The 25,873-nt window shown below is 59.8% G+C and carries 25 protein-coding genes and 3 tRNA genes; 27 read left to right on the forward strand and 1 reads right to left on the reverse strand.

Features of this window, described 5'->3' with window-relative positions; genetic code table 11:
- Window positions 1-8 precede the first annotated feature (8 nt).
- From RHEC894_RS08210 to rpoC, 14 genes are all read left to right on the forward strand, one after another.
- Window positions 9-93: transfer RNA gene (locus tag RHEC894_RS08210), tRNA-Tyr, on the forward strand.
- 24 nt (window positions 94-117) lie between these two features.
- Window positions 118-191, forward strand: a tRNA-Gly gene (locus RHEC894_RS08215).
- Between the two features lie 327 nt (window positions 192-518).
- Window positions 519-1,694, forward strand: a complete 1,176-nt coding sequence (gene tuf / locus RHEC894_RS08220) for an elongation factor Tu (RefSeq protein ID WP_010069472.1) — start codon at window positions 519-521, stop codon at window positions 1,692-1,694.
- A 202-nt stretch (window positions 1,695-1,896) separates the two neighbouring features.
- Complete coding sequence (locus RHEC894_RS33755; protein WP_010069473.1) at window positions 1,897-2,031, forward strand: hypothetical protein; 135 nt, start codon at window positions 1,897-1,899, stop codon at window positions 2,029-2,031.
- A 201-nt stretch (window positions 2,032-2,232) separates the two neighbouring features.
- Window positions 2,233-3,126 (forward strand): NAD(P)-dependent oxidoreductase, encoded by an 894-nt coding sequence (locus RHEC894_RS08225; protein WP_010069474.1) that lies wholly within the window; start codon window positions 2,233-2,235, stop codon window positions 3,124-3,126.
- 168 nt (window positions 3,127-3,294) lie between these two features.
- Window positions 3,295-3,370 (forward strand) — tRNA-Trp (locus RHEC894_RS08230).
- Window positions 3,371-3,564: 194 nt separating this feature from the next.
- Window positions 3,565-3,765 (forward strand): preprotein translocase subunit SecE, encoded by a 201-nt coding sequence (gene secE / locus RHEC894_RS08235; protein ID WP_003573826.1) that lies wholly within the window; start codon window positions 3,565-3,567, stop codon window positions 3,763-3,765.
- Window positions 3,766-3,782: 17 nt separating this feature from the next.
- Window positions 3,783-4,313 carry a transcription termination/antitermination protein NusG gene (gene nusG / locus RHEC894_RS08240; RefSeq protein ID WP_003547516.1) on the forward strand — a complete coding sequence of 177 codons (531 nt, stop codon included), beginning with the start codon at window positions 3,783-3,785 and terminating at the stop codon, window positions 4,311-4,313.
- 176 nt (window positions 4,314-4,489) lie between these two features.
- On the forward strand, window positions 4,490-4,921 hold the full coding sequence (gene rplK, locus RHEC894_RS08245; protein ID WP_047620024.1) for a 50S ribosomal protein L11: 432 nt from the start codon (window positions 4,490-4,492) through the stop codon (window positions 4,919-4,921).
- A 4-nt stretch (window positions 4,922-4,925) separates the two neighbouring features.
- Entirely contained in the window at window positions 4,926-5,627 is a 702-nt protein-coding gene (rplA, locus tag RHEC894_RS08250) for a 50S ribosomal protein L1 (RefSeq protein ID WP_085736907.1), read from the forward strand.
- 329 nt (window positions 5,628-5,956) lie between these two features.
- The gene (gene rplJ, locus RHEC894_RS08255; protein WP_085736908.1) at window positions 5,957-6,475 is read left to right on the forward strand and encodes a 50S ribosomal protein L10; all 519 of its coding nucleotides are present in this window, start codon (window positions 5,957-5,959) and stop codon (window positions 6,473-6,475) included.
- Window positions 6,476-6,533: 58 nt separating this feature from the next.
- Window positions 6,534-6,914, forward strand: coding sequence for a 50S ribosomal protein L7/L12 (gene rplL / locus RHEC894_RS08260; RefSeq protein ID WP_085736909.1), 381 nt, complete (start codon window positions 6,534-6,536; stop codon window positions 6,912-6,914).
- A gap of 261 nt (window positions 6,915-7,175) precedes the next feature.
- Complete coding sequence (rpoB, locus tag RHEC894_RS08265; protein ID WP_085736910.1) at window positions 7,176-11,315, forward strand: DNA-directed RNA polymerase subunit beta; 4,140 nt, start codon at window positions 7,176-7,178, stop codon at window positions 11,313-11,315.
- Window positions 11,316-11,505: 190 nt separating this feature from the next.
- Complete coding sequence (rpoC, locus tag RHEC894_RS08270) at window positions 11,506-15,714, forward strand: DNA-directed RNA polymerase subunit beta' (RefSeq protein ID WP_085736911.1); 4,209 nt, start codon at window positions 11,506-11,508, stop codon at window positions 15,712-15,714.
- A 140-nt stretch (window positions 15,715-15,854) separates the two neighbouring features.
- Here the strand turns inward: rpoC and RHEC894_RS08275 are convergent, their stop codons facing one another.
- Window positions 15,855-16,148 carry a hypothetical protein gene (locus RHEC894_RS08275; protein WP_028757598.1) on the reverse strand — a complete coding sequence of 98 codons (294 nt, stop codon included), beginning with the start codon at window positions 16,146-16,148 and terminating at the stop codon, window positions 15,855-15,857.
- Window positions 16,149-16,645: 497 nt separating this feature from the next.
- Here RHEC894_RS08275 and rpsL point away from each other — a divergent pair, with 497 nt between their 5' ends.
- The 13 genes from rpsL to rplP all read left to right on the forward strand — a co-directional run bounded on the left by rpsL (window position 16,646) and on the right by rplP (window position 25,871).
- A complete protein-coding gene (rpsL, locus tag RHEC894_RS08280; protein WP_003547537.1) occupies window positions 16,646-17,017 on the forward strand; it encodes a 30S ribosomal protein S12 in 372 nt (123 codons plus the stop codon).
- A gap of 78 nt (window positions 17,018-17,095) precedes the next feature.
- Complete coding sequence (rpsG, locus tag RHEC894_RS08285) at window positions 17,096-17,566, forward strand: 30S ribosomal protein S7 (protein WP_085736912.1); 471 nt, start codon at window positions 17,096-17,098, stop codon at window positions 17,564-17,566.
- 29 nt (window positions 17,567-17,595) lie between these two features.
- On the forward strand, window positions 17,596-19,695 hold the full coding sequence (gene fusA / locus RHEC894_RS08290; protein ID WP_085736913.1) for an elongation factor G: 2,100 nt from the start codon (window positions 17,596-17,598) through the stop codon (window positions 19,693-19,695).
- Between the two features lie 68 nt (window positions 19,696-19,763).
- Window positions 19,764-20,939: an elongation factor Tu gene (gene tuf / locus RHEC894_RS08295; protein ID WP_003573803.1), complete on the forward strand. Its 1,176-nt coding sequence runs from the start codon at window positions 19,764-19,766 to the stop codon at window positions 20,937-20,939.
- A 304-nt stretch (window positions 20,940-21,243) separates the two neighbouring features.
- Window positions 21,244-21,552: a 30S ribosomal protein S10 gene (rpsJ, locus tag RHEC894_RS08300; RefSeq protein WP_003547547.1), complete on the forward strand. Its 309-nt coding sequence runs from the start codon at window positions 21,244-21,246 to the stop codon at window positions 21,550-21,552.
- Window positions 21,553-21,585: 33 nt separating this feature from the next.
- Window positions 21,586-22,227 (forward strand): 50S ribosomal protein L3, encoded by a 642-nt coding sequence (gene rplC / locus RHEC894_RS08305; RefSeq protein ID WP_003573801.1) that lies wholly within the window; start codon window positions 21,586-21,588, stop codon window positions 22,225-22,227.
- 13 nt (window positions 22,228-22,240) lie between these two features.
- Complete coding sequence (gene rplD / locus RHEC894_RS08310; protein WP_085736914.1) at window positions 22,241-22,861, forward strand: 50S ribosomal protein L4; 621 nt, start codon at window positions 22,241-22,243, stop codon at window positions 22,859-22,861.
- Window positions 22,858-23,151, forward strand: a complete 294-nt coding sequence (locus tag RHEC894_RS08315) for a 50S ribosomal protein L23 (RefSeq protein WP_003547550.1) — start codon at window positions 22,858-22,860, stop codon at window positions 23,149-23,151. Before rplD ends, RHEC894_RS08315 begins: the two co-directional genes overlap by 4 nt.
- 11 nt (window positions 23,152-23,162) lie before the next feature.
- Window positions 23,163-23,999, forward strand: a complete 837-nt coding sequence (gene rplB / locus RHEC894_RS08320) for a 50S ribosomal protein L2 (RefSeq protein ID WP_010067087.1) — start codon at window positions 23,163-23,165, stop codon at window positions 23,997-23,999.
- Window positions 24,000-24,014: 15 nt separating this feature from the next.
- Window positions 24,015-24,293, forward strand: a complete 279-nt coding sequence (gene rpsS / locus RHEC894_RS08325) for a 30S ribosomal protein S19 (RefSeq protein WP_003573797.1) — start codon at window positions 24,015-24,017, stop codon at window positions 24,291-24,293.
- Window positions 24,294-24,295: 2 nt separating this feature from the next.
- The gene (gene rplV, locus RHEC894_RS08330) at window positions 24,296-24,685 is read left to right on the forward strand and encodes a 50S ribosomal protein L22 (protein WP_003573794.1); all 390 of its coding nucleotides are present in this window, start codon (window positions 24,296-24,298) and stop codon (window positions 24,683-24,685) included.
- A complete protein-coding gene (gene rpsC, locus RHEC894_RS08335) occupies window positions 24,685-25,419 on the forward strand; it encodes a 30S ribosomal protein S3 (RefSeq protein WP_003573793.1) in 735 nt (244 codons plus the stop codon). The genes rplV and rpsC overlap by 1 nt, the downstream gene beginning before the upstream one ends.
- 38 nt (window positions 25,420-25,457) lie before the next feature.
- Entirely contained in the window at window positions 25,458-25,871 is a 414-nt protein-coding gene (gene rplP, locus RHEC894_RS08340; RefSeq protein ID WP_003573792.1) for a 50S ribosomal protein L16, read from the forward strand.
- Window positions 25,872-25,873 lie beyond the last annotated feature (2 nt).

The following is a 25,873-nucleotide window of genomic DNA, read 5'->3' on the forward strand; positions in this document are numbered from 1 at the left end:
GAAAAACTGGAGAGATGCCCGAGTGGTTAAAGGGGACGGACTGTAAATCCGTTGGCTCAGCCTACGTTGGTTCAAATCCAACTCTCTCCACCATTCGTCATCGGATCGGACCACCCCGCGGGTATAGCTCAATGGTAGAGCAGCAGCCTTCCAAGCTGAATACGCGGGTTCGATTCCCGCTACCCGCTCCAGTTCCTCCAAGCCCAATTCATGTGACCGGCACCGCGGCGATCATTCGGCATGCGGATGTTTTCCGAAGACGCTGGCGATAGCGCTCATCGACCGGCAGGCGCGGTAGCTCATCTCCGCCCTCCCACGCGATTTTCTCCAAGGATTTCAGTGATTTTCGAGGGGGCTTCGGCGAATCACCTTGCAGGCGGCGAATTGTCCCCCATAAGCGCTGTCACACCAAGAACGGCGTCTGCAATTAAGTCTTGCGCAATTTCGCCGAAAGCCTTAAACGGCGGCACTAAACCGGTTCGCCGGGGCCCACCATTTCGTTCACAGGAAGCATTCAAATGGCAAAGAGTAAGTTTGAGCGCAACAAGCCGCACGTCAACATCGGCACGATCGGCCACGTTGACCACGGCAAGACGTCTCTGACGGCAGCGATCACGAAGTACTTCGGTGAGTTCAAGGCGTACGACCAGATCGACGCTGCTCCGGAAGAAAAGGCCCGTGGCATCACCATTTCGACGGCGCACGTCGAATATGAGACGCCGGCCCGCCACTATGCGCACGTCGACTGCCCCGGCCACGCCGACTACGTCAAGAACATGATCACCGGTGCTGCGCAGATGGACGGCGCGATCCTGGTGTGCTCGGCTGCTGACGGCCCGATGCCGCAGACGCGCGAACACATCCTGCTGGCCCGCCAGGTCGGCGTTCCGGCGATCGTTGTGTTCCTGAACAAGGTCGACCAGGTTGACGACGCCGAGCTTCTCGAACTTGTCGAGCTCGAAGTTCGCGAACTTCTGTCGTCCTACGACTTCCCGGGCGACGATATCCCGGTCGTCAAGGGTTCGGCGCTTGCCGCTCTCGAAGACAGCGACAAGAAGATCGGCGAAGACGCGATCCGCGAGCTGATGGCAGCGGTTGATTCCTACATCCCGACGCCTGAGCGCCCGATCGACCAGCCGTTCCTGATGCCGATCGAAGACGTGTTCTCGATCTCCGGCCGTGGTACGGTTGTGACCGGCCGCGTCGAGCGTGGCATTGTCAAGGTTGGCGAAGAAGTCGAGATCGTCGGCATCCGCGCGACCTCGAAGACGACGGTGACCGGCGTTGAAATGTTCCGCAAGCTGCTCGATCAGGGCCAGGCCGGCGACAACATCGGCGCTCTGGTTCGCGGTGTGAACCGTGACGGCGTCGAGCGTGGCCAGATCCTGTGCAAGCCTGGCTCTGTCAAGCCGCACAAGAAGTTCATGGCTGAAGCCTACATCCTGACGAAGGAAGAGGGTGGCCGTCATACGCCGTTCTTCACCAACTACCGTCCGCAGTTCTACTTCCGCACGACCGACGTGACGGGCATCGTGACGCTGCCGGAAGGCACCGAGATGGTTATGCCTGGCGACAACGTCACGGTTGCCGTCGAGCTGATCGTTCCGATCGCGATGGAAGAAAAGCTGCGCTTCGCAATCCGCGAAGGCGGCCGCACCGTCGGCGCCGGTATCGTGGCTTCGATCGTCGAGTAATCCTGGATTACCTTCAAATCATGAAAAACCCCGCTGGAAACGGCGGGGTTTTTTAGTTTTGATGCCCGTTGGTTCGATTAACAGGTGTTGTAAAAATATCGTTAAATTTGCCCGTCACAGTATTTTGTTCATCTAGCATTCAGAAACCGGTTGTGATTGCTCCATTTTAGTCCAGAATCCTCCTTGCAAAGAGGAGAGCCGGATGATTCCAAAGGCCACATTCGCTGCGACGATATTCGCAATGTATGTTTTCACGATGTTTTTCATCGCTGCAATTCCGCAAGAGGTTGTTCAGGCAGCCGGAGTGCAGGTCAACGAGATAAGCGTCGTCAAGTGACGGCGTTGGAGGTGAGGGTCGTCACTTGACGATCCTTGCAGAGCATCGCAGGCTTCTGCGGTGATTGGAAATGATCGGCCAGGGTACTCCGGATAGGATGCTCCTGGTGTTGCGGGGATGAACCCTTGCCGGACGCTCGCTTGCTCTTCGCGCCGAAGCGTCTAACTATGCCTCCGATTTCATCACGCGGAGGATATCTTCATGAAGAAGCGAATTCTGTTCACGGGCGGCTCGGGCAAGGCAGGTCGCCATACCGTGCCGTGGCTCGTCGAATCAGGTTACGAGGTGCACAACCTCGATCTTGTGCCGCTGGACAGCCCAGGCGTCACCAATCTTATTGCCGACATCACCGATAGCGGTCAGGTCTTCAACGCGCTCTCTATGCACCGCGATTTTCCCGATCTCGATGCGGGCAGGGGCGTGCAGCCCTTCGATGCCGTCGTGCACTTCGCCGCCATTCCGCGCATCCTGATCAAGCCTGACAACGAAACCTTCCGCATCAACACGATGGGCACCTATAATGTCATCGAGGCGGCGGTGAAGCTCGGCATCAGGAAGATCATCGTCGCATCCAGCGAGACGACCTACGGCGTCTGCTTCGCCGAAGGCCATCGCGATTTCCACCAGTTCCCGCTGGAGGAGGATTATGATGTCAACCCGATGGATTCCTACGGGCTTTCCAAGGTGGTCAACGAAAAGACGGCCCGCGCCTTTGCTGAACGTTCGGGCTTCGACATCTATGCGTTGCGAATCGGCAACGTCATCGAGCCGCACGAATATGAGCGGTTCCCCGCCTATTTTGCCAATCCCGAGATGCGCAAGCGCATCGCCTGGAGCTATATCGACGCCCGCGATCTCGGGCAGATCTGCCATCTCTGCATCGAAAAAGACGGTCTCGGCTATCAGGTCTTCAACGCCGCCAACGACACGGTCTCGGCCAATACGCCGTCGAAGGAGCTTGCGAAGCGATTCTTCCCGAACGTGCCCTTCACCCGCGAGATCGGCGAATATGAAGGCCTGCTCTCCAATCGCAAGATCCGCGAGGTGCTGGGGTTTAAAGAAGAGCATGATTGGCGCAAATATGTGAAGGTCTGAACCGAGCTTGGCGGCACGATGGAAAAGCCGATTGCTGGCATATGCGCAGAATGGTTTTGAAAATCGAAAATCGTGCTTGCCATTCCGCTGCCGTCGTCTTAAAGGGAGCGCCATGCTTTTCAGCAGCGATTTGCGGGCCTTGGCCCGGACGCTGAATGATCGGTGTGAAGGGGTATAGCTCAGTTGGTAGAGCGGCGGTCTCCAAAACCGCAGGTCGTAGGTTCGAGCCCTACTGCCCCTGCCATTTTCCTTGATGCGGGACAGCGCGGACATGCTCGCGGCATTCCGGCCGGGGGATTATTGGTGGTAACTAATTTCGTTAAACTTCGGTTTCCCTCTTGTGTATTCGGAAATCGGTGTTTATTTAGGGTTCAACAGACACGCGGTGCGTGGGGCTGATAGTTTCAGCTTTACGCGCCGTAATTGCGTGGGCAGTCGATGGCATCCAAATCCAATCCGTTTGCGTTTCTGCAGCAGGTTCGCTCCGAGACGTCCAAAGTTACATGGCCGTCGCGCCGCGAGACGATGATCTCGACGGTTATGGTGCTTGTGATGGTGGTTTTCGCTGCGCTGTTTTTCTTTGCCGCTGACCAGCTGATCGGCTGGGTTCTGAGCTTCGTGCTGAATACCGGCAACTGATACGGGTGGAGATGAAAATGGCGGCACGTTGGTACATCGTCCACGCATATTCCAATTTTGAGAAGAAGGTCGCTGAAGACATCGAGAACAAGGCTCGCCAGAAGGGGCTTGAGCACCTGTTCGAGAAGATCCTCGTGCCGACCGAAAAGGTGGTGGAAGTGCGTCGCGGCCGCAAGGTCGACAGCGAGCGCAAATTCTTCCCTGGTTATGTCATGGTGCGCGCCAACCTGACGGATGAAGCCTACCACCTGATCAAGAATACGCCGAAGGTCACAGGTTTCCTCGGCTCCGACAATAAGCCCGTTCCGATTCCGGATTATGAAGCCGAGCGCATTCTCGGCCAGGTCCAGGAAGGTGTCGAGCGGCCGAAGGCCTCCATCACCTTCGAGATCGGCGAGCAGGTTCGCGTTTCCGACGGTCCGTTCGCTTCGTTCAATGGCACGGTTCAGGATGTGGACGAAGAGCGTTCGCGCCTGAAGGTTGAAGTGTCGATCTTTGGTCGCGCAACGCCGGTCGAGTTGGAATACGCTCAGGTCGAGAAGGTCTGATCGCTGGAAATTGGAAGCTGGCCTTGTGGCCTGTTTCCCGCGGACCTGGTCCGCACCCGCGTGGAAGGTGAGGGGTCTTAGCCGGACCCTAATGATCCGCACCACGCAACCGCAGCCGCCGGAGAGATCCGGCATCACGGGCCGGGCGACCGGCCGTTCATGAAAGGCAGAGAGATATGGCTAAGAAAGTTGCAGGCCAGCTCAAGCTTCAGGTCAAGGCAGGATCGGCAAACCCGTCCCCGCCGATTGGTCCGGCGCTTGGTCAGCGTGGCATTAACATCATGGAATTCTGCAAGGCGTTCAATGCCGCCACGCAGGAAATGGAAAAGGGTATGCCGATCCCGGTCGTCATCACCTATTACCAGGACAAGTCCTTCACCTTCGCGATGAAGCAGCCTCCGGTCAGCTACTGGCTGAAGAAGGAAGCGAAGATCACGTCCGGTTCCAAGACGCCCGGCAAGGGCGCCAAGGCCGGCTCCCTCACCAAGGCTCAGATCAAGACGATCGCAGAAGCCAAGATGAAGGATCTGAACGCAGCGGATATCGAAGGTGCAATGGCGATGATCGAGGGCTCTGCCCGCGCCATGGGCCTGGAAGTGGTGGGTTAAGATCATGGCTGGTAAGCGCACGCAGAAGATCAACGAAGGTGTTGATCCCACCAAGCTCTATGCTCTCTCCCTGGCCATCGGCATGGTCAAGGAACGGGCTGTCGCCAAGTTCGACGAAACCATCGAAGTCTCGATGAACCTCGGCGTCGACCCGCGCCATGCGGACCAGATGGTTCGCGGCGTCGTCAATCTGCCGAATGGCACCGGCCGTACGGTTCGTGTCGCCGTCTTCGCTCGCGGCGCCAAGGCTGATGAAGCCAAGGCTGCCGGCGCCGATGTCGTCGGTGCTGAAGACCTCGTCGAAATCGTCCAGGGCGGCAAGATCGAATTCGATCGCTGCATTGCCACCCCCGACATGATGCCGCTCGTCGGTCGTCTCGGTAAGGTTCTCGGCCCTCGCGGCATGATGCCGAACCCGAAGGTCGGCACCGTCACCATGGATGTCGCTGGAGCCGTCAAGGCTTCCAAGGGCGGCGCTGTCGAGTTCCGCGTCGAGAAGGCTGGTATCGTCCACGCCGGCATCGGCAAGGCCTCCTTCGACGCCAAGGCTCTGGAAGAAAACATCCGCGCTTTTGCCGACGCCGTCATCAAGGCGAAGCCGGCTGGCGCCAAGGGCAACTACGTCAAGCGCGTGGCGATTTCTTCGACCATGGGTCCGGGCGTCAAGATCGAAGTCGGCTCGGTCACCGCAGCTCCGACTGCATAAGTTGATTGCCGGACCTCGGTCCGGTCACTGAAATTCCGGCCTCGCGAGGGGCCGGAATATTCCGGAGAAATCCGGAATCCTGTCCGAGATTGCAGGTGGTTTTCCCTTAATCACTTCGCCTGCATGAGACGGGTAAGACCCGAATTGCATGAAGTTCGCTTCTCGTAACTCGGTTCGAGCCTTGGATGCCTTGTGCCTCTTTAGCCTTGATTGGCGCGGGAGCGCGGGGGGACAGGATCCTCAAGCGTCGCTTGGGATCTCGCATGATCCCAGGAGGCAAAAGGCAACCCGGCGGGCCCGTTTTCGGTCCCGTCAACTGGAGATAGGCAGTGGAAAGAGCGGAAAAACGCGAATTCGTCACGGAACTGAACGAAGTCTTCAAGGCTTCGGGCTCAGTCGTCGTGGCCCACTATGCTGGTGCTACAGTCGCGCAGATGAACGATTTTCGTTCGAAGATGCGTGCAGCTGGCGGTACCGTCAAAGTCGCGAAGAACCGCCTGGCCAAAATTGCCCTTCAGGGTACGGAAGCGGAAGGGATCACCAATCTCTTCAAGGGTCAGACGCTGATTGCATACAGCACCGATCCGATCACCGCTCCGAAGGTCGTCATGGATTTCGCCAAGACCAACGACAAGATCGTTGTTCTGGGCGGCGCCATGGGTACAACCACGCTCAACGCCGAAGCAGTCAAGTCGCTTGCGACCCTGCCTTCGCTCGACGAGCTGCGTGCGAAGCTGCTGGGCATGATCCAGACGCCGGCTACCCGCATCGCTGGGGTTGTTGCAGCACCGGCAAGCCAGCTTGCCCGCGTGTTTGCGGCCTACGCCAAGAAGGACGAAGCCGCTTAAGGCGGTTTTTCGCTGTTTATAATCAACCGGTTCGAACCGAACAAAAGGAACTAGTAAAATGGCTGATCTCGCAAAGATCGTTGACGACCTCTCCTCGCTGACCGTTCTGGAAGCTGCAGAACTGTCGAAGCTTCTCGAAGAAAAGTGGGGCGTTTCCGCCGCTGCTCCGGTAGCTGTTGCTGCTGTTGGTGGTGGTGCAGGCGCTGCTGCTCCGGTCGAAGAAGAAAAGACCGAGTTCGACGTCATCCTCGCGGATGCCGGCGCCAACAAGATCAACGTCATCAAGGAAGTCCGCGCCATCACCGGTCTCGGCCTCAAGGAAGCCAAGGACCTCGTCGAGGCCGCTCCGAAGGCTGTCAAGGAAGGCGTTTCCAAGGCTGAAGCCGCCGACATCAAGAAGAAGCTCGAAGACGCCGGCGCCAAGGCCGACGTCAAGTAAGCTTGAACTGCTTTTGGGAGGCGGCAATTGCTGCCTCCCATTTGCCGTTTTTCTGAACGAATTACCCAAAAGCCGCGTCAAACCGGCTTTTGGGTAATGGGTTCTTCAAAAGGATAGTCTCGCGCCGAGGGCAGCACAGCAATCCGAGCTGAGCGTTTTCGGGAGTCGGACGAGATTGAACGACCCATTGATTGACGGGATCGACTGGCCATCGGTTCCCGTCCGTTGCAGGCCCGGGTGCAAGATTTTGAAGGAGCGACGATGGCTCAGACCCTTTCGTTCAACGGTCGCAGGCGCGTACGCAAGTTTTTTGGTAAGATCCCCGAAGTCGCAGAAATGCCGAACCTCATCGAGGTTCAGAAGGCGTCCTACGACCAGTTTTTGATGGTTGAAGAGCCGAAAGGCGGCCGGCCCGACGAGGGCCTTCAGGCCGTTTTCAAGTCGGTTTTCCCGATCACCGATTTCTCCGGCGCTTCCATGCTCGAATTCGTATCCTACGAATTCGAGCCGCCGAAGTTCGACGTTGACGAATGCCGTCAGCGCGACCTGACCTATGCAGCGCCGCTCAAGGTGACGTTGCGCCTCATCGTGTTCGATATCGATGAGGATACCGGCGCCAAGTCGATCAAGGACATCAAGGAACAGTCCGTTTACATGGGCGACATGCCGCTCATGACCAATAACGGCACGTTCATCGTCAACGGCACCGAGCGCGTCATCGTCTCCCAGATGCACCGTTCGCCGGGCGTGTTCTTCGACCACGACAAGGGCAAGAGCCATTCTTCCGGCAAGCTGCTCTTTGCTGCCCGCGTCATCCCGTATCGCGGCTCCTGGCTCGATATCGAATTCGACGCCAAGGATATCGTCTACGCCCGTATCGACCGCCGCCGCAAGATTCCGGTCACGTCGCTGCTGATGGCGCTCGGCATGGACGGCGAGGAAATTCTCGACACCTTCTACACGAAGTCGCTCTACAAGCGCGACGGCGAAGGCTGGCGCATTCCCTTCAAGCCGGAAACGCTGAAGGGCGCCAAGGCGATCACCGAGATGGTCGACGCCGATACCGGCGAAGTCGTCGTGGAAGCCGGCAAGAAGCTGACGCCGCGCCTGCTGCGCCAGCTCTCCGACAAGGGTCTGAAGGCGCTGAAGGCCGGCGACGACGACCTTTACGGCAACTACCTCGCCGAAGACATCGTCAACTACTCGACGGGTGAGATCTACCTCGAGGCCGGCGACGAAATCGACGAGAAGACGCTCGGCATCATCCTGTCGAACGGTTTCGACGAGATCCCGGTTCTCGGCATCGACCACATCAATGTCGGCGCCTACATCCGCAACACGCTGTCGGCCGATAAGAACGAGAACCGTCAGGACGCTCTGTTCGACATCTACCGCGTCATGCGTCCGGGTGAACCGCCGACCATGGAATCGGCCGAAGCCATGTTCAACTCGCTGTTCTTCGATGCGGAGCGTTACGACCTCTCCGCCGTCGGTCGCGTCAAGATGAACATGCGTCTCGACCTGACCGTCGAAGACACCGTCCGCATCCTGCGCAAGGACGACATCCTGGCCGTGGTCAAGATGCTGGTCGAACTGCGCGACGGCAAGGGCGAGATCGACGACATCGACAACCTCGGCAACCGCCGCGTCCGCTCTGTCGGCGAGCTGATGGAAAACCAGTATCGTCTCGGCCTGCTGCGCATGGAGCGCGCGATCAAGGAACGCATGTCCTCGATCGAAATCGACACGGTCATGCCGCAGGATCTGATCAACGCCAAGCCGGCGGCTGCCGCCGTCCGCGAATTCTTCGGTTCCTCGCAGCTCTCGCAGTTCATGGACCAGGTCAACCCGCTCTCGGAAATCACCCACAAGCGCCGTCTTTCGGCTCTTGGCCCGGGCGGTCTGACCCGCGAGCGCGCCGGCTTCGAAGTCCGCGACGTGCATCCGACCCACTACGGCCGTATCTGCCCGATCGAAACGCCTGAGGGCCCGAACATCGGTCTGATCAACTCGCTGGCGACCTTTGCGCGCGTCAACAAGTACGGCTTCATCGAAAGCCCGTACCGCCGCATCGTCGACGGCAAGGTGACGAACGACGTGCTCTACCTCTCCGCCATGGAAGAGGCGAAGTACTACGTTGCCCAGGCCAACGCCGAAATGAATGCCGACGGCTCCTTCGTGGACGAATTCGTCGTCTGCCGTCATGCCGGCGAAGTTATGCTCGCTCCTCGCGACAGCATGAACCTGATGGACGTTTCGCCGAAGCAGGTCGTTTCGGTCGCAGCCGCTCTCATCCCGTTCCTGGAAAACGACGACGCCAACCGCGCGCTCATGGGCTCGAACATGCAGCGTCAGGCCGTGCCGCTGCTGCGTGCCGAAGCTCCGTTCGTCGGCACCGGCATGGAGCCGGTCGTCGCCCGTGACTCGGGCGCTGCGATCGGCGCGCGCCGCGGCGGCGTGGTCGACCAGGTCGACGCGACGCGTATCGTTATCCGCGCCACGGAAGACCTCGAAGCCGGCAAATCCGGCGTCGATATCTACCGCCTGCAGAAGTTCCAGCGTTCGAACCAGAACACCTGCGTCAACCAGCGTCCGCTGGTCACCGTCGGTGACGTCGTCAACCGCGGCGACATTCTCGCCGACGGCCCGTCGACCGATCTCGGCGATCTGGCGCTCGGCCGCAACGCGCTCGTCGCGTTCATGCCCTGGAATGGCTACAACTACGAAGACTCGATCCTGCTCTCCGAGCGTATCGTTGCCGACGACGTGTTCACCTCCATCCACATCGAGGAATTCGAAGTGATGGCGCGCGACACCAAGCTTGGTCCTGAGGAAATCACCCGCGACATTCCAAACGTTTCGGAAGAAGCGCTGAAGAACCTCGACGAAGCCGGCATCGTCTATATCGGCGCCGAAGTTCAGCCGGGCGATATCCTCGTCGGCAAGATCACGCCGAAGGGCGAAAGCCCGATGACGCCGGAAGAAAAGCTTCTGCGCGCCATCTTCGGCGAAAAGGCCTCCGACGTGCGCGATACGTCCATGCGCATGCCGCCCGGCACCTACGGCACGATCGTCGAAGTTCGCGTCTTCAACCGCCATGGCGTCGAGAAGGACGAGCGCGCGATGGCGATCGAGCGCGAAGAGATCGAGCGTCTTGCCAAGGACCGCGACGACGAGCAGGCGATCCTCGACCGTAACGTCTACGGCCGTCTGATCGAAATGTTGCGCGGCCAGGCCTCCATCGCCGGTCCGAAGGGCTTCAAGAAGGGCACCGAGCTTTCGAACGCCGTCGTCTCTGAATATCCCCGCTCGCAGTGGTGGATGTTCGCGGTCGAAGACGAGAAGGTCCAGAGCGAACTCGAAGCGCTCCGCGGTCAGTACGACGAATCCAAGTCGCGCCTTGAACAGCGCTTCATGGATAAGGTCGAGAAGGTCCAGCGCGGCGATGAAATGCCTCCTGGCGTTATGAAGATGGTCAAGGTCTTCGTCGCCGTGAAGCGCAAGATCCAGCCGGGCGACAAGATGGCCGGCCGTCACGGGAACAAGGGCGTCGTCTCGCGCATTGTGCCTGTCGAGGACATGCCGTTCCTCGAAGACGGCACGCATGTCGACGTCGTTCTGAACCCGCTCGGCGTTCCCTCGCGCATGAACGTCGGCCAGATCCTTGAAACCCACCTGGGTTGGGCCTGCGCCGGCATGGGTCGCCAGATCGGCGAACTGATCGAAGCGTATAAGGCCAACGGCAATATCGAGCCGCTGCGCAAGACCATCGGCGATGTTGTCGGTGACGGTCCGAAGGCCGAACAGGTCCACGAGTTCGACGACGACTCCGTTCTGCGTCTCGCCGATCAGTGGAAGCGCGGCGTTTCGATCGCGACGCCTGTCTTCGACGGTGCCAACGAAGGCGACGTCAACGACATGCTGCGTCTGGCAGGTCTCAAGGATACCGGTCAGTCGACGCTCTATGACGGCCGTACCGGCGAGCAGTTCGACCGCCAGGTGACCGTGGGCTACATCTACATGCTGAAGCTCAACCACCTGGTCGACGACAAGATCCATGCCCGTTCGATCGGTCCTTACTCGCTCGTGACCCAGCAGCCGCTGGGTGGCAAGGCGCAGTTCGGCGGCCAGCGCTTCGGCGAAATGGAAGTCTGGGCGCTCGAAGCATACGGCGCGGCCTACACGCTGCAGGAAATGCTGACGGTAAAGTCGGACGACGTCGCCGGCCGCACCAAGGTCTACGAAGCCATCGTCCGCGGAGACGACACGTTCGAAGCCGGTATTCCGGAAAGCTTCAACGTTCTCGTCAAGGAAATGCGCTCTCTGGGTCTCAGCGTCGAGCTCGAAAACACCAAGCTTGACGAGGCGCAGGCAGCTCAGCTGCCCGACGCGGCCGAGTAAGCACTTGATAGGGCGTGCGCTGCCAATGCGGCGCACGCCGGTCCCGCCGGGCGCCGTATCCGTGTCGGCCCGGAAGGGAAGTTTCGCCGCAGCTTGCGGTTATTCTCGTTTAAGCGAGGGAGGCGGCTCCCGGGAAATTGCCGCCGACCATCGCATTTTGAGGGCGCTTTAGCCCATGAAGGAGACAGGCATGAACCAAGAGGTCATGAATCTTTTCAATCCGCAGGTGCCTGCACAGAATTTCGATTCCATTCGGATTTCGATCGCATCTCCGGAGAAGATCCTCTCCTGGTCCTACGGTGAGATCAAGAAGCCGGAAACCATCAACTACCGCACGTTCAAGCCGGAACGCGACGGTCTGTTCTGCGCGCGCATCTTCGGACCGATCAAGGACTACGAATGCCTGTGCGGCAAGTACAAGCGCATGAAGTACAAGGGCATCATCTGCGAAAAGTGCGGCGTCGAAGTCACGCTGTCGCGCGTTCGCCGTGAGCGCATGGGCCATATCGAGCTCGCCGCTCCCGTTGCCCACATCTGGTTCCTGAAGTCGCTGCCGTCGCGCATCTCGACGCTTCTCGACATGACGCTGAAGGATGTCGAGCGCGTCCTCTACTTCGAAAACTACATCGTCACCGAGCCGGGCCTGACCGCTCTGAAGGAGCATCAGCTCCTCTCGGAAGAAGAGTACATGCTTGCCGTCGACGAATACGGCGAAGACCAGTTCACCGCGATGATCGGCGCTGAGGCGATCTACGAGATGCTGGCCTCGATGAATCTCGAAAAGATCGCCGGCGACCTGCGCTCCGAGCTTGCCGACACCACGTCGGATCTCAAGCAGAAGAAGCTGATGAAGCGCCTGAAGATCGTCGAGAACTTCATGGAATCGGGCAACCGTCCGGAATGGATGATCATGAAGGTCGTCCCGGTCATTCCGCCGGACCTGCGTCCGCTGGTTCCGCTCGACGGCGGCCGTTTTGCGACGTCGGATCTGAACGATCTCTACCGCCGCGTCATCAACCGCAACAACCGTCTGAAGCGCCTGATCGAGCTTCGCGCGCCTGGCATCATCATCCGCAACGAAAAGCGCATGCTGCAGGAATCGGTTGACGCGCTGTTCGACAACGGCCGTCGCGGTCGTGTTATCACCGGCGCCAACAAGCGTCCGCTGAAGTCGCTCTCCGACATGCTGAAGGGCAAGCAGGGTCGCTTCCGCCAGAACCTGCTCGGCAAGCGCGTCGACTATTCCGGCCGTTCGGTCATCGTCACCGGTCCGGAACTGAAGCTGCACCAGTGCGGCCTGCCGAAGAAGATGGCGCTTGAGCTCTTCAAGCCGTTCATCTATGCCCGCCTCGACGCCAAGGGTTATTCCTCGACGGTCAAGCAGGCCAAGAAGCTCGTCGAAAAGGAAAAGCCCGAAGTCTGGGATATCCTCGACGAGGTCATCCGCGAGCATCCGGTTCTTTTGAACCGCGCACCGACGCTGCACCGCCTGGGCATCCAGGCCTTCGAACCCACCCTGGTCGAAGGCAAGGCGATCCAGCTGCATCCGCTCGTCTGCACGGCCTTCAACGCCGACTTCGACGGTGACCAGATGGCCGTCCACGTGCCGCTGTCGCTCGAAGCCCAGCTCGAAGCCCGCGTGCTGATGATGTCGACCAACAACATCCTGCACCCGGCCAACGGTGCGCCGATCATTGTTCCCTCGCAGGACATGGTTCTCGGCCTGTACTATCTGTCGATCCTGAACCAGAACGAGCCGGGCGAAGGCATGGCCTTCTCCGATCTCGGCGAACTGCATCACGCTCTTGAAAGCAAGGTCGTGACGCTGCACACCAAGATCCGCGGCCGTTTCAAGTCGATCGACGAGGATGGCAAGCCCTACTCGAAGATCTATGAGACGACACCTGGCCGTCTGCTCATCGGCGAACTGCTGCCGAAGAACGGCAAGGTGCCCTTCGACATCTGCAACCAGGAAATGACCAAGAAGAACATCTCCAAGATGATCGACACGGTCTACCGCCATTGCGGCCAGAAGGACACGGTCATCTTCTGCGACCGCATCATGCAGCTCGGCTTTAGCCATGCCTGCCGCGCCGGCATTTCGTTCGGCAAGGACGACATGGTCATTCCGGAAACCAAGGCAAAGATCGTTGGCGAGACCGAAAACCTGGTCAAGGAATACGAGCAGCAGTATAACGACGGTCTGATCACCCAGGGCGAAAAGTACAACAAGGTCGTTGACGCCTGGGGCAAGGCAACCGAGAAGGTCGCTGAAGACATGATGGCCCGTATTAAGGCTGTCGAGTTCGATCCGAACACTGGCCGCCAGAAGCCGATGAACGCCATCTACATGATGTCGCATTCCGGCGCCCGCGGTTCTCCGAACCAGATGCGCCAGCTGGGCGGCATGCGCGGCCTCATGGCCAAGCCGTCGGGCGAAATCATCGAGACGCCGATCATCTCGAACTTCAAGGAAGGCCTGACCGTCAACGAGTACTTCAACTCGACGCACGGCGCCCGTAAGGGCCTGGCAGACACCGCCTTGAAGACCGCCAACTCCGGTTACCTGACCCGTCGTCTCGTCGACGTCGCGCAGGATTGCATCGTCACGCACGTCGATTGCGGTACCGAAACCGGCCTCACCATGACCGCCATCGTCGATGCCGGTCAGGTGGTTGCCTCGCTCGGCGCCCGTATCCTCGGCCGCACGGCGCTCGACGATATCGATCATCCGGTCACCGGTGAGCGCATCGTCGATGCCGGCAAGATGATCCTCGAGCCCGATGTCATCGAGATCGAAAAGGCCGGTATCCAGTCGATCCGTATCCGTTCGGCGTTGACCTGCGAAATCCAGACGGGCGTCTGCTCGGTCTGCTACGGCCGCGACCTGGCCCGTGGTACGCCTGTCAACATGGGCGAAGCCGTCGGCGTCATCGCCGCTCAGTCGATCGGCGAGCCGGGCACCCAGCTCACCATGCGTACCTTCCACCTTGGCGGTACGGCAACCGTGGTCGACCAGTCGTTCCTGGAAGCCTCGTACGAAGGTACGGTGCAGATCAAGAACCGTAACATCCTGCGCAACTCGGATGGCAACCTCGTTGCCATGGGCCGCAACATGACCGTCCAGATCCTGGACGAGCGTGGCGTCGAGCGTTCGTCGCAGCGTGTGGCCTACGGTTCGAAGCTGCATGTCGACGAAGGCGACAAGGTCAAGCGCGGCCAGCGTCTGGCGGAGTGGGATCCTTACACCCGCCCGATGATGACGGAAGTGGCTGGTACCGTGCAGTTCGAAGACCTGGTCGACGGTCTCTCCGTTCTGGAAGCGACCGACGAGTCGACCGGCATCACCAAGCGTCAGGTCATCGACTGGCGTTCGACCCCGCGCGGTTCGGACCTCAAGCCGGCGATCGTCATCAAGGATGCCAGCGGCAATGTCGCGAAGCTGTCGCGTGGTGGTGACGCCCGCTTCCTGCTCTCGGTCGACGCGATCCTGTCGGTCGAGCCGGGCACCAAGGTCTCCCAGGGTGACGTGCTTGCGCGTTCGCCGCTGGAAAGCGCCAAGACCAAGGACATCACCGGCGGTCTGCCACGTGTTGCCGAGCTCTTCGAAGCCCGCCGTCCGAAGGACCACGCCATCATCGCAGAGATCGATGGTACGATCCGCCTCGGCCGCGACTACAAGAACAAGCGCCGTGTCATCATCGAGCCGGCGGAAGACGGTGTCGAGCCTGTCGAATACCTGATCCCGAAGGGCAAGCCCTTCCACCTTCAGGAAGGCGACTATATCGAAAAGGGTGACTACATCCTCGACGGTAACCCGGCTCCGCACGACATCCTTGCGATCAAGGGCGTGGAGGCTCTGGCATCCTACCTCGTCAACGAGATCCAGGAAGTTTACCGCCTGCAGGGCGTTGTCATCAACGACAAGCACATTGAGGTGATTGTCCGTCAGATGCTGCAGAAGGTGGAGATCACCGATGCAGGCGACTCGACCTATATCGTCGGCGACAATGTCGACCGGATCGAGCTCGAAGACGTCAACGATCACCTGATCGAGCAGGGCAAGAAGCCTGCCTATGGCGATCCGGTTCTGCTCGGCATCACCAAGGCGTCGCTGCAGACCCCGTCCTTCATCTCGGCCGCGTCCTTCCAGGAAACGACCAAGGTGCTGACGGAAGCTGCGATCGCCGGCAAGACCGACGGCCTGCAGGGTCTGAAGGAAAACGTCATCGTCGGCCGCCTCATCCCGGCCGGCACCGGCGGCACCATGACCCAGATCCGCCGTATCGCCACGTCGCGCGACGAGCTGATCCTCGAAGAGCGCCGCAAGGGCACGGGCGCAGCCGTTGCCACGCCGATGCTGCAGGACATGGCCGAAAAGGCTCCGGCCGCGGAATAATCCGCGGCTGATGCCGATGAATTGAAAAACCGCCCGGAGCGATCCGGGCGGTTTTTGTTTTTGGTCTGCTTTGATTGCTGGGGGAGGGAAGGTGTTGCTTGCGCCTATGCTGCTTTAGCGACCGGCAGCGTCAACTCCCTTCAGTTGAAGCGGATGATCGCGACCTCGCCATCGACGGCGCCCTGATAGGCAGAGGCGTGCGGCTCTTCGGCGGGCACCTCGGTCAGCATGCCGATCTGGTCGAGATCGGCCTCGATGAAGCCCTCCTCGGCAAGCGCGTTCAGCGCCTCGCGTACAGCAGTGTCGTCGTCGGGCGCCTTGAGCATGATGTGCAGGTCGATGCCCTCGCTGGCGTCGGACTCGTAGCCCTTGCCGATGATGATGAAGATCATCGGCCCGTCGAAATTATTGTCGTTGTCAGGTGTCGTAATCATCGTCTGTCCTTCGGCTCTTTGACGATTCGGTCGCTCGAATCCTGCTGTGAGGGCCGTACGCCGCAATTGCTGATTCCTTAACTGCTTTTACCGCAATGCCCAAGTTTTTATCTTGGCGCACGGCCGCCATTTCGTCTAGAAGGGTGAAATCAGGGCGTCAGGCCCTGAGATCAAGGCGATACGGCGAGTTTATTTCTTAACCGGCCTTGACGAGACAGGTGGAAACCAGTAGTACCCCGGCCATCAGATCCCATGTGAGGCTTGGCTTTTCGGGGCGACGCGCCCTGAAGTTCACCTCAAACAAGGTTCTAAACGCACGTTGAAGTCATGATGCTGCACGCATGACGCATATTTTATGCGTCCTCTGCTCCTTGTGGTCCATCTGCGGAAGCGGATCGGGCCATATTTTGCGCATTGACGGAAAGCGTGCGTCACTGCCGGAGACGGCGCGAGTTCAAGCCCGCAAGGGTACTGAGATAAACGTAAGGGATGGTTGAATGCCTACCGTAAACCAGCTGATCCGCAAGCCTCGCCAGGCGAACGTAAAGCGTAATAAGGTTCCCGCACTCCAGGAGAACCCGCAGAAGCGCGGCGTTTGCACGCGCGTTTACACGACCACGCCGAAGAAGCCGAACTCGGCTCTGCGTAAGGTCGCAAAGATCCGCCTGACCAACGGCTTCGAAGTCATTGGTTACATCCCCGGCGAAGGTCACAACCTTCAGGAACACTCTGTCGTCATGATCCGTGGCGGCCGCGTCAAGGACCTTCCGGGTGTCCGTTATCACATCATCCGCGGCGTTCTCGATACCCAGGGTGTCAAGAACCGCAAGCAGCGTCGCTCCAAGTATGGCGCGAAGCGTCCGAAGTAATTCGGTTTTGAATAATTCGGCGCTGCGCGAGGTCCTCCGCGTGATGAAGCGCCTTTAACGGTTGAAGAGACGAAAACTATGTCCAGACGTCATAAAGCAGAAAAGCGCGAGATCAATCCGGATCCGAAGTTCGGCGATCTCATCGTCACCAAGTTCATGAATGCCATCATGCTCGACGGCAAGAAGTCCGTTGCTGAAAGCATCGTCTATGGCGCGTTCGACGTCGTCCAGGGCAAGTCCAAGCAGGAGCCGCTGACGGTTTTCCATTCCGCGCTCGACAACATCGCCCCGCACGTTGAAGTTCGCTCGCGCCGCGTCGGTGGTGCGACCTATCAGGTACCGGTCGACGTTCGTCCGGAGCGCCGCCAGGCTCTCGCCATTCGCTGGCTGATTGCTGCCGCCCGCAAGCGCAATGAAACCACCATGATCGATCGCCTGTCCGGTGAACTGCTCGATGCGTCCAACAACCGCGGCTCCGCCGTCAAGAAGCGCGAAGACACGCACAAGATGGCTGATGCCAACCGTGCGTTCTCGCACTATCGCTGGTAATTCCGAACGGTATCGAAAGGCAGTCCACAATGGCTCGCGAATATAAGATCGAAGACTACCGTAATTTCGGTATCATGGCGCACATCGACGCCGGCAAGACCACGACCACCGAGCGTATTCTTTATTACACCGGCAAGTCGCACAAGATCGGCGAAGTCCACGACGGCGCAGCCACCATGGACTGGATGGAGCAGGAGCAGGAGCGTGGCATCACGATCACCTCTGCTGCCACCACGACCTTCTGGAAGGGCCGTGACGGCAAGATGCGCCGCTTCAATATCATCGACACCCCCGGCCACGTCGACTTCACCATCGAAGTCGAGCGTTCGCTGCGCGTTCTCGACGGCGCTATCGCGCTGCTCGACGCCAACGCCGGTGTTGAGCCGCAGACGGAAACCGTCTGGCGCCAGGCCGAGAAGTACAATGTCCCGCGGATGATCTTCTGCAACAAGATGGACAAGACCGGCGCTGACTTCTACCGCTCCGTCGAGATGATCAAGACCCGTCTCGGCGCCACGGCCGTCGTCATGCAGCTGCCGATCGGCGCTGAAAGCGACTTCAAGGGCGTTATCGACCTGATCGAGATGAACGCTCTCATCTGGCGCGACGAATCGCTCGGCGCTCAGTGGGATGTCGTCGAGATCCCCGAGGACATGAAGGCCAAGGCCGAGGAATATCGCGAAAAGCTGATCGAGACGGTCGTCGACATCGACGAAGCCGCGATGGAAGCGTATCTCGAAGGCGTTCTGCCCGACAACGACAAGATCCGCGAACTCGTTCGCCGCGGCACGATTGACGTCAAGTTCCACCCGATGTTCTGCGGCACCGCCTTCAAGAACAAGGGCGTACAGCCGCTGCTCGACGCCGTTGTCGACTACCTGCCGTCTCCGATGGACATCCCGGCGATCAAGGGCATCGACTTCAAGACGGAAGCCGACATCGAGCGTCATGCCGACGACAACGAGCCGCTGTCCATGCTCGCCTTCAAGATCATGAACGACCCCTTCGTCGGTTCGCTGACCTTCGCCCGCATCTACTCCGGCAAGCTCGAGAAGGGCGCGTCGGTCATGAACACGGTCAAGGACAAGCGCGAGCGCGTCGGCCGCATGCTGCAGATGCACTCCAACTCGCGTGAAGACATCGAAGAAGCCTTCGCAGGCGACATCGTCGCTCTTGCCGGCCTCAAGGAAACCACGACGGGCGACACGCTCTGCGATCCGCTGAAGCCGGTTATCCTCGAGCGCATGGAATTCCCCGAGCCGGTCATCCAGATCGCCATCGAGCCGAAGACCAAGGGCGACCAGGAAAAGATGGGCCTCGCGCTCAACCGCCTGGCTGCAGAAGATCCGTCCTTCCGCGTCAAGACCGATCAGGAATCCGGCCAGACCATCATCGCCGGCATGGGCGAACTGCATCTCGATATCATCGTCGACCGCATGCGTCGTGAATTCAAGGTCGAAGCAACCGTCGGCGCGCCGCAGGTTGCCTACCGCGAAACCATTACGCGTCAGCACGAAGAAGACTACACGCACAAGAAGCAGTCCGGTGGTACCGGCCAGTTCGCGCGCGTCAAGATCATCTTCGAACCGAACCCGGATGGCGACGACTTCAAGTTCGAATCCAAGATCGTCGGCGGTGCTGTTCCGAAGGAATACGTCCCCGGCGTCCAGAAGGGCATCGAAAGCGTTCTGTCTTCGGGTCCGCTCGCGGGCTTCCCGATGCTTGGCGTCAAGGCGACGCTCATCGACGGCGCCTTCCACGACGTCGACTCCTCGGTTCTCGCCTTCGAAATCGCCTCGCGTGCCTGCTTCCGTGAAGCAGCCAAGAAGGCCGGCGCTCAGCTGCTGGAGCCGATGATGAAGGTCGAAGTCGTGACCCCGGAAGATTATGTCGGCGACGTCATCGGCGACCTGAACTCCCGTCGCGGTCAGATCCAGGGCCAGGAAAGCCGTGGTATCGCCGTCGTCATCAACGCGAACGTCCCGCTCGCGAACATGTTCAAGTACGTCGACAACCTGCGCTCCATGTCCCAGGGCCGCGCCCAGTACACGATGACCTTCGATCACTATTCGCCGGTCCCGTCGAACGTCGCAACTGAAATCCAGGCAAAGTATTCCGGTCAGAAGTGACCGGAATACCAATTGACCGATAACAAGAATTAGATCCCCTCGGGGACTAGCAAAACGGAGAGCCGAAAATGGCAAAGAGTAAGTTTGAGCGCAACAAGCCGCACGTCAACATCGGCACGATCGGCCACGTTGACCACGGCAAGACGTCTCTGACGGCAGCGATCACGAAGTACTTCGGTGAGTTCAAGGCGTACGACCAGATCGACGCTGCTCCGGAAGAAAAGGCCCGTGGCATCACCATTTCGACGGCGCACGTCGAATATGAGACGCCGGCCCGCCACTATGCGCACGTCGACTGCCCCGGCCACGCCGACTACGTCAAGAACATGATCACCGGTGCTGCGCAGATGGACGGCGCGATCCTGGTGTGCTCGGCTGCTGACGGCCCGATGCCGCAGACGCGCGAACACATCCTGCTGGCCCGCCAGGTCGGCGTTCCGGCGATCGTTGTGTTCCTGAACAAGGTCGACCAGGTTGACGACGCCGAGCTTCTCGAACTTGTCGAGCTCGAAGTTCGCGAACTTCTGTCGTCCTACGACTTCCCGGGCGACGATATCCCGGTCGTCAAGGGTTCGGCGCTTGCCGCTCTCGAAGACAGCGACAAGAAGATCGGCGAAGACGCGATCCGCGAGCTGATGGCAGCGGTTGACGCCTACATCCCGACGCCTGAGCGCCCGATCGACCAGCCGTTCCTGATGCCGATCGAAGACGTGTTCTCGATCTCCGGCCGTGGTACGGTTGTGACCGGCCGCGTTGAGCGTGGCATTGTCAAGGTTGGCGAAGAAGTCGAGATCGTCGGCATCCGCGCGACCTCGAAGACGACGGTGACCGGCGTTGAAATGTTCCGCAAGCTGCTCGATCAGGGCCAGGCCGGCGACAACATCGGCGCACTGGTTCGCGGTGTGAACCGTGACGGCGTCGAGCGTGGCCAGATCCTGTGCAAGCCGGGCTCTGTCAAGCCGCACAAGAAGTTCATGGCTGAAGCCTACATCCTGACGAAGGAAGAGGGTGGCCGTCATACGCCGTTCTTCACCAACTACCGTCCGCAGTTCTACTTCCGCACGACCGACGTGACGGGCATCGTGACGCTGCCGGAAGGCACGGAGATGGTCATGCCTGGCGACAACGTCACGGTTGCCGTCGAGCTGATCGTTCCGATCGCGATGGAAGAAAAGCTGCGCTTCGCAATCCGCGAAGGCGGCCGCACCGTCGGCGCCGGTATCGTGGCTTCGATCGTCGAGTAATTCATTCGGCCGCTCCGGTGGGGCGGCTGATTCGATGACATTATTATGATGCAGGCGGCGCAAGCCGCTTGCTTATTACACAGAAATGTAGCAAATGGCGCGCGAGCGCGATTTGCGCACTGCTTTGGATGACAAAGCGGCGAGTAAACAAGCAATAAGGTGGGCTAGAAGGCCCTGAAGACTGGATAGGGTTCCGCTATCGGCGCCCTCTCGATCTTTGAAACCGGTGGTCCGCCTTAGGAAGAAAGAACAACCCGTGTCTTGTCCAGAGATACGTGGAAAACAAACACAAGGATAACGTCGAATGAACGGCCAAAATATCCGCATTCGCCTGAAGGCGTTCGATCACCGGATTCTCGATGCTTCTACGCGCGAGATCGTGTCGACGGCGAAGCGCACCGGTGCAAGCGTCCGGGGCCCCGTTCCGCTTCCGACCCGCATCGAGAAGTTTACGGTCAACCGGTCCCCGCACATCGACAAGAAGAGCCGCGAACAGTTCGAGATGCGCACGCATAAGCGCCTTCTCGACATCGTAGACCCGACCCCGCAGACGGTGGACGCGCTGATGAAGCTCGATCTCGCCGCCGGTGTCGATGTTGAGATCAAGCTCTGAGCTTGCTCGAGCTGAGTTGGAAGGATTGAACCGATGCGTTCAGGTGTGATTGCACAGAAGGTGGGAATGACCCGCGTCTATAACGACGCCGGCGAGCATGTCCCGGTAACGGTATTGCGCATGGAGGCCGTCCAGGTCGTTGCCACGCGTACTGTCGAAAAGAATGGCTATACCGCAGTTCAGCTCGGTGCCGGCCAGGCGAAGGTGAAGAACACGTCGAAGGCGATGCGCGGCAACTTTGCTGTTGCCAACGTCGAGCCGAAGGCGAAGCTTCAGGAATTCCGTGTCTCGGAAGACAATCTTCTCGAGATCGGCACGGAGCTTAAAGCCGGTCACTTTGCCGCCGGTCAGCTCGTCGACGTGACGGGCACGACGATCGGTAAGGGTTTTGCCGGCGCCATGAAGCGCCACGGTTTCGGCGGTCTCCGCGCCACGCACGGTGTGTCGGTTTCGCACCGCTCGCACGGTTCGACCGGCTCGCGCCAGGATCCGGGCAAGGTTTTCAAGAACAAGAAGATGGCTGGTCACATGGGCCAGACGCGCGTAACGACTCAGAACCTGGAAGTGGTTTCGACCGATGAAGATCGCGGTCTGATCCTGATCAAGGGTGCAGTACCCGGTTCCAAGGGTGCCTGGATCATCGTGCGCGATGCCGTCAAGTCGGCAGCGAAGTAAGGGAGCCGGACCAATGGAATTCAACGTCAAGACCCTCGAGGGAAAAGACGCAGGGAAGGTTTCTCTTTCTGATGCGATTTTCGGCCTCGAGCCCCGCGAAGACATTCTCGCCCGCGTCATCCGCTGGCAGCTTGCCAAGAAGCAGCAGGGCACCCACAAGGCAAAGGGCCGCGCTGAAGTTTCGCGCACCGGCGCCAAGATGTACAAGCAGAAGGGTACGGGCCGCGCCCGCCACCATTCGGCTCGCGCTCCGCAGTTCCGCGGCGGCGGCAAGGCTCACGGCCCGGTCGTTCGCAGCCATGAGCACGACCTTCCGAAGAAGGTTCGCGCACTCGGCCTTCGCCACGCCCTTTCGGCCAAGATCAAGGCCGATGACGTCATCGTCATCGACAACCTGGTTGCTGCTGAAGCCAAGACCAAGGCTCTCGCGTCCGCTTTCGAGACGCTCGGCCTGACCAACGCCCTCTTCATCGGTGGCGCAGAACTTGATGGCAACTTCAAGCTCGCAGCTCAGAACATCCCGAACATCGATGTTCTGCCGATCCAGGGCATCAACGTTTACGACATCGTGCGCCGCGGCAAGCTCGTGCTTTCCAAGGCTGCGGTTGAAGCGCTAGAGGAGCGATTCAAGTGACCGATCTTCGCCACTACGATGTGATCGTCTCTCCGGCGATCACCGAAAAGTCCACGCTGGTCTCCGAAAACAACCAGGTTGTTTTCAATGTCGCCAAGCAGGCGACGAAGCCGGAAATCAAGGCTGCTGTCGAGGCGCTGTTCGGCGTCAAGGTCACGGCTGTCAACACTCTGCTGCGCAAGGGCAAGACCAAGCGGTTCCGCGGTTTCGTCGGCAAGCAGAAGGACGTGAAGAAGGCTGTTGTGACCCTGGCTGAAGGCCAGACGATCGACGTCTCCACCGGTCTCTGAGGTATAAGAAAATGGCATTGAAAACATTCAATCCGATCACCCCGAGCCAGCGCCAGCTGGTCATCGTCGACCGTTCGGCCCTCTACAAGGGCAAGCCGGTCAAGGCGCTGACGGAAGGCCTGACCAAGAGCGGCGGTCGTAACAACCTCGGCCGCATCACCGCCCGCTTCATCGGCGGCGGTCATAAGCGCACCTATCGTCTGATCGACTTCAAGCGCCGCAAGTTCGACGTCGAAGGCACGGTCGAGCGTATCGAATACGACCCGAACCGCACCGCTTTCATCGCGCTGGTGAGCTATGCTGACGGCGAGAAGGCTTACATCCTCGCTCCTCAGCGCCTCGCGGCCGGTGACAAGGTCATCGCTTCCGAGAAGGCTGTCGACGTCAAGCCCGGCAATACCATGCCGCTGCAGTTCATCCCGGTCGGCTCCATCATCCACAATGTGGAAATGAAGCCGGGCAAGGGTGGTCAGATCGCTCGCTCCGCCGGTGGCTACGCACAGCTCGTCGGTCGCGACCAGGGCATGGCGATCCTTCGCCTGAACTCCGGTGAACAGCGTCTCGTGCATGGCTCCTGCCTTGCTTCGATCGGCGCCGTCTCCAACCCTGATCACGCCAACATCAACGACGGCAAGGCCGGTCGTACCGTTTGGCGCGGCAAGCGTCCGCACAACCGCGGTGTCGTCATGAACCCGGTCGACCACCCGCACGGCGGTGGTGAAGGCCGCACCTCCGGTGGTCGCCATCCGGTGACACCGTGGGGCAAGCCGACCAAGGGCAAGCGCACCCGGTCGAACAAGTCGACCGACAAGATGATCATGCGCTCGCGTCATCAGCGTAAGAAGTAAGAGAGGAAGTCTCCAATGGCTCGTTCAGTATGGAAAGGTCCGTTCGTTGACGGCTATCTTCTCAAGAAGGCTGAGAAGGTTCGTGAAGGCGGACGTGCAGAAGTGATCAAGATCTGGAGCCGTCGCTCCACGATCCTGCCGCAGTTCGTCGGTCTTACCTTCGGCGTCTACAACGGCAGCAAGCATATCCCGGTCAGCGTCAATGAAGACATGGTCGGTCACAAATTCGGTGAATTCTCTCCGACCCGCACCTACTACGGTCACGGCGCGGACAAGAAGGCGAAGAGGAAGTAACAATGGGCAAGGCAAAAGCCGAACGCCGGCTGAAGGACAACGAGGCGCAAGCAGTCGCCCGCACGCTCCGCGTCAGCCCCCAGAAGCTCAACCTGGTTGCTGCGGCTATCCGCGGCAAGAAGGTCGAGCGTGCACTCGCTGAGCTGGAGTTCTCCCGCAAGCGTATCGCAGGCGCCGTCAAGAAGACGCTCGAATCTGCGATCGCCAATGCCGAGAACAACCACGATCTCGACGTCGACGCGCTTGTCGTCGCCGAGGCCTATGTCGGCAAGTCGATCGTCATGAAGCGTTTCCACGCTCGTGGCCGCGGTCGCGCGTCGCGCATCGAAAAGCCCTTCGCGCACCTGACGATCGTCGTCCGTGAAGTGCAGGCAGTAGAGGAGGCCGCATAATGGGTCAGAAAATCAATCCAATCGGTTTCCGTCTTGGCATCAACCGTACCTGGGATAGCCGCTGGTTTGCGGACAATGCCGAGTACGGCCAGCTGCTGCACGAAGACCTGAAGATGCGTAAGTTCGTCATGAGCGAACTGAAGCAGGCCGGGATCTCCAAGGTGGTCATCGAGCGTCCGCACAAGAAGTGCCGCGTCACGATCCACTCGGCACGTCCGGGCCTGATCATCGGCCGCAAGGGCGCAGACATCGACAAGCTCCGCAAGAAGCTGTCGGATATGACCAACTCGGAAACGCACCTCAACATCGTCGAAGTGCGCAAGCCCGAAGTCGACGCAACGCTGGTCGCTCAGTCGATCGCCCAGCAGCTCGAGCGCCGCGTGGCTTTCCGCCGCGCCATGAAGCGCGCCGTTCAGTCCGCGATGCGTCTTGGTGCCGAAGGCATCAAGATCACCTGCGCAGGCCGTCTCGGCGGCGCTGAAATCGCCCGTACGGAATGGTACCGCGAAGGTCGTGTGCCGCTGCACACGCTGCGCGCCGACATCGACTACGGCACGGCCGAAGCAGAAACCGCATTCGGTATCTGCGGCATCAAGGTCTGGATCTTCAAGGGCGAAATCCTTGAGCACGATCCGATGGCTTCCGAACGCCGCGCGCTGGAAGGCGACGCACAGGGCCCGGCAAGCCGCGAACGCGACCGTGGCGATCGTCGCCGCGAACGCGACAACGCGTAATTAGCGCTGGCGAAAGATAAGCTCGGAGAAGTAAGAAAATGTTGCAGCCAAAGCGTACTAAGTACCGCAAGCAGTTCAAGGGCCGCATCAAGGGCGTAGCCAAGGGCGGTTCCGACCTTGCCTTCGGCGAATTCGGCCTGAAGGCCCAGGAGCCGAACCGCGTCAACGCACGTGAGATCGAAGCGGCACGCCGCGCGATCACGCGTTACATGAAGCGCGCCGGCCGTGTTTGGATCCGCGTGTTCCCGGACGTTCCGGTAACCGCAAAGCCTACCGAAGTCCGTATGGGTAAGGGTAAGGGTTCCGTGGAATACTGGGCATGCAAGGTCAAGCCCGGTCGTATGATGTTCGAGATCGACGGTGTCTCCGAGGAAATCGCGCGCGAAGCGCTTCGCCTCGGCTCGGCCAAGCTCTCGGTCAAGACGCGCTTTGTACAGCGCATCGCAGAGTAAGG

This window comes from Rhizobium sp. CIAT894 (assembly GCF_000172795.2).
GTDB lineage: Bacteria > Pseudomonadota > Alphaproteobacteria > Rhizobiales > Rhizobiaceae > Rhizobium.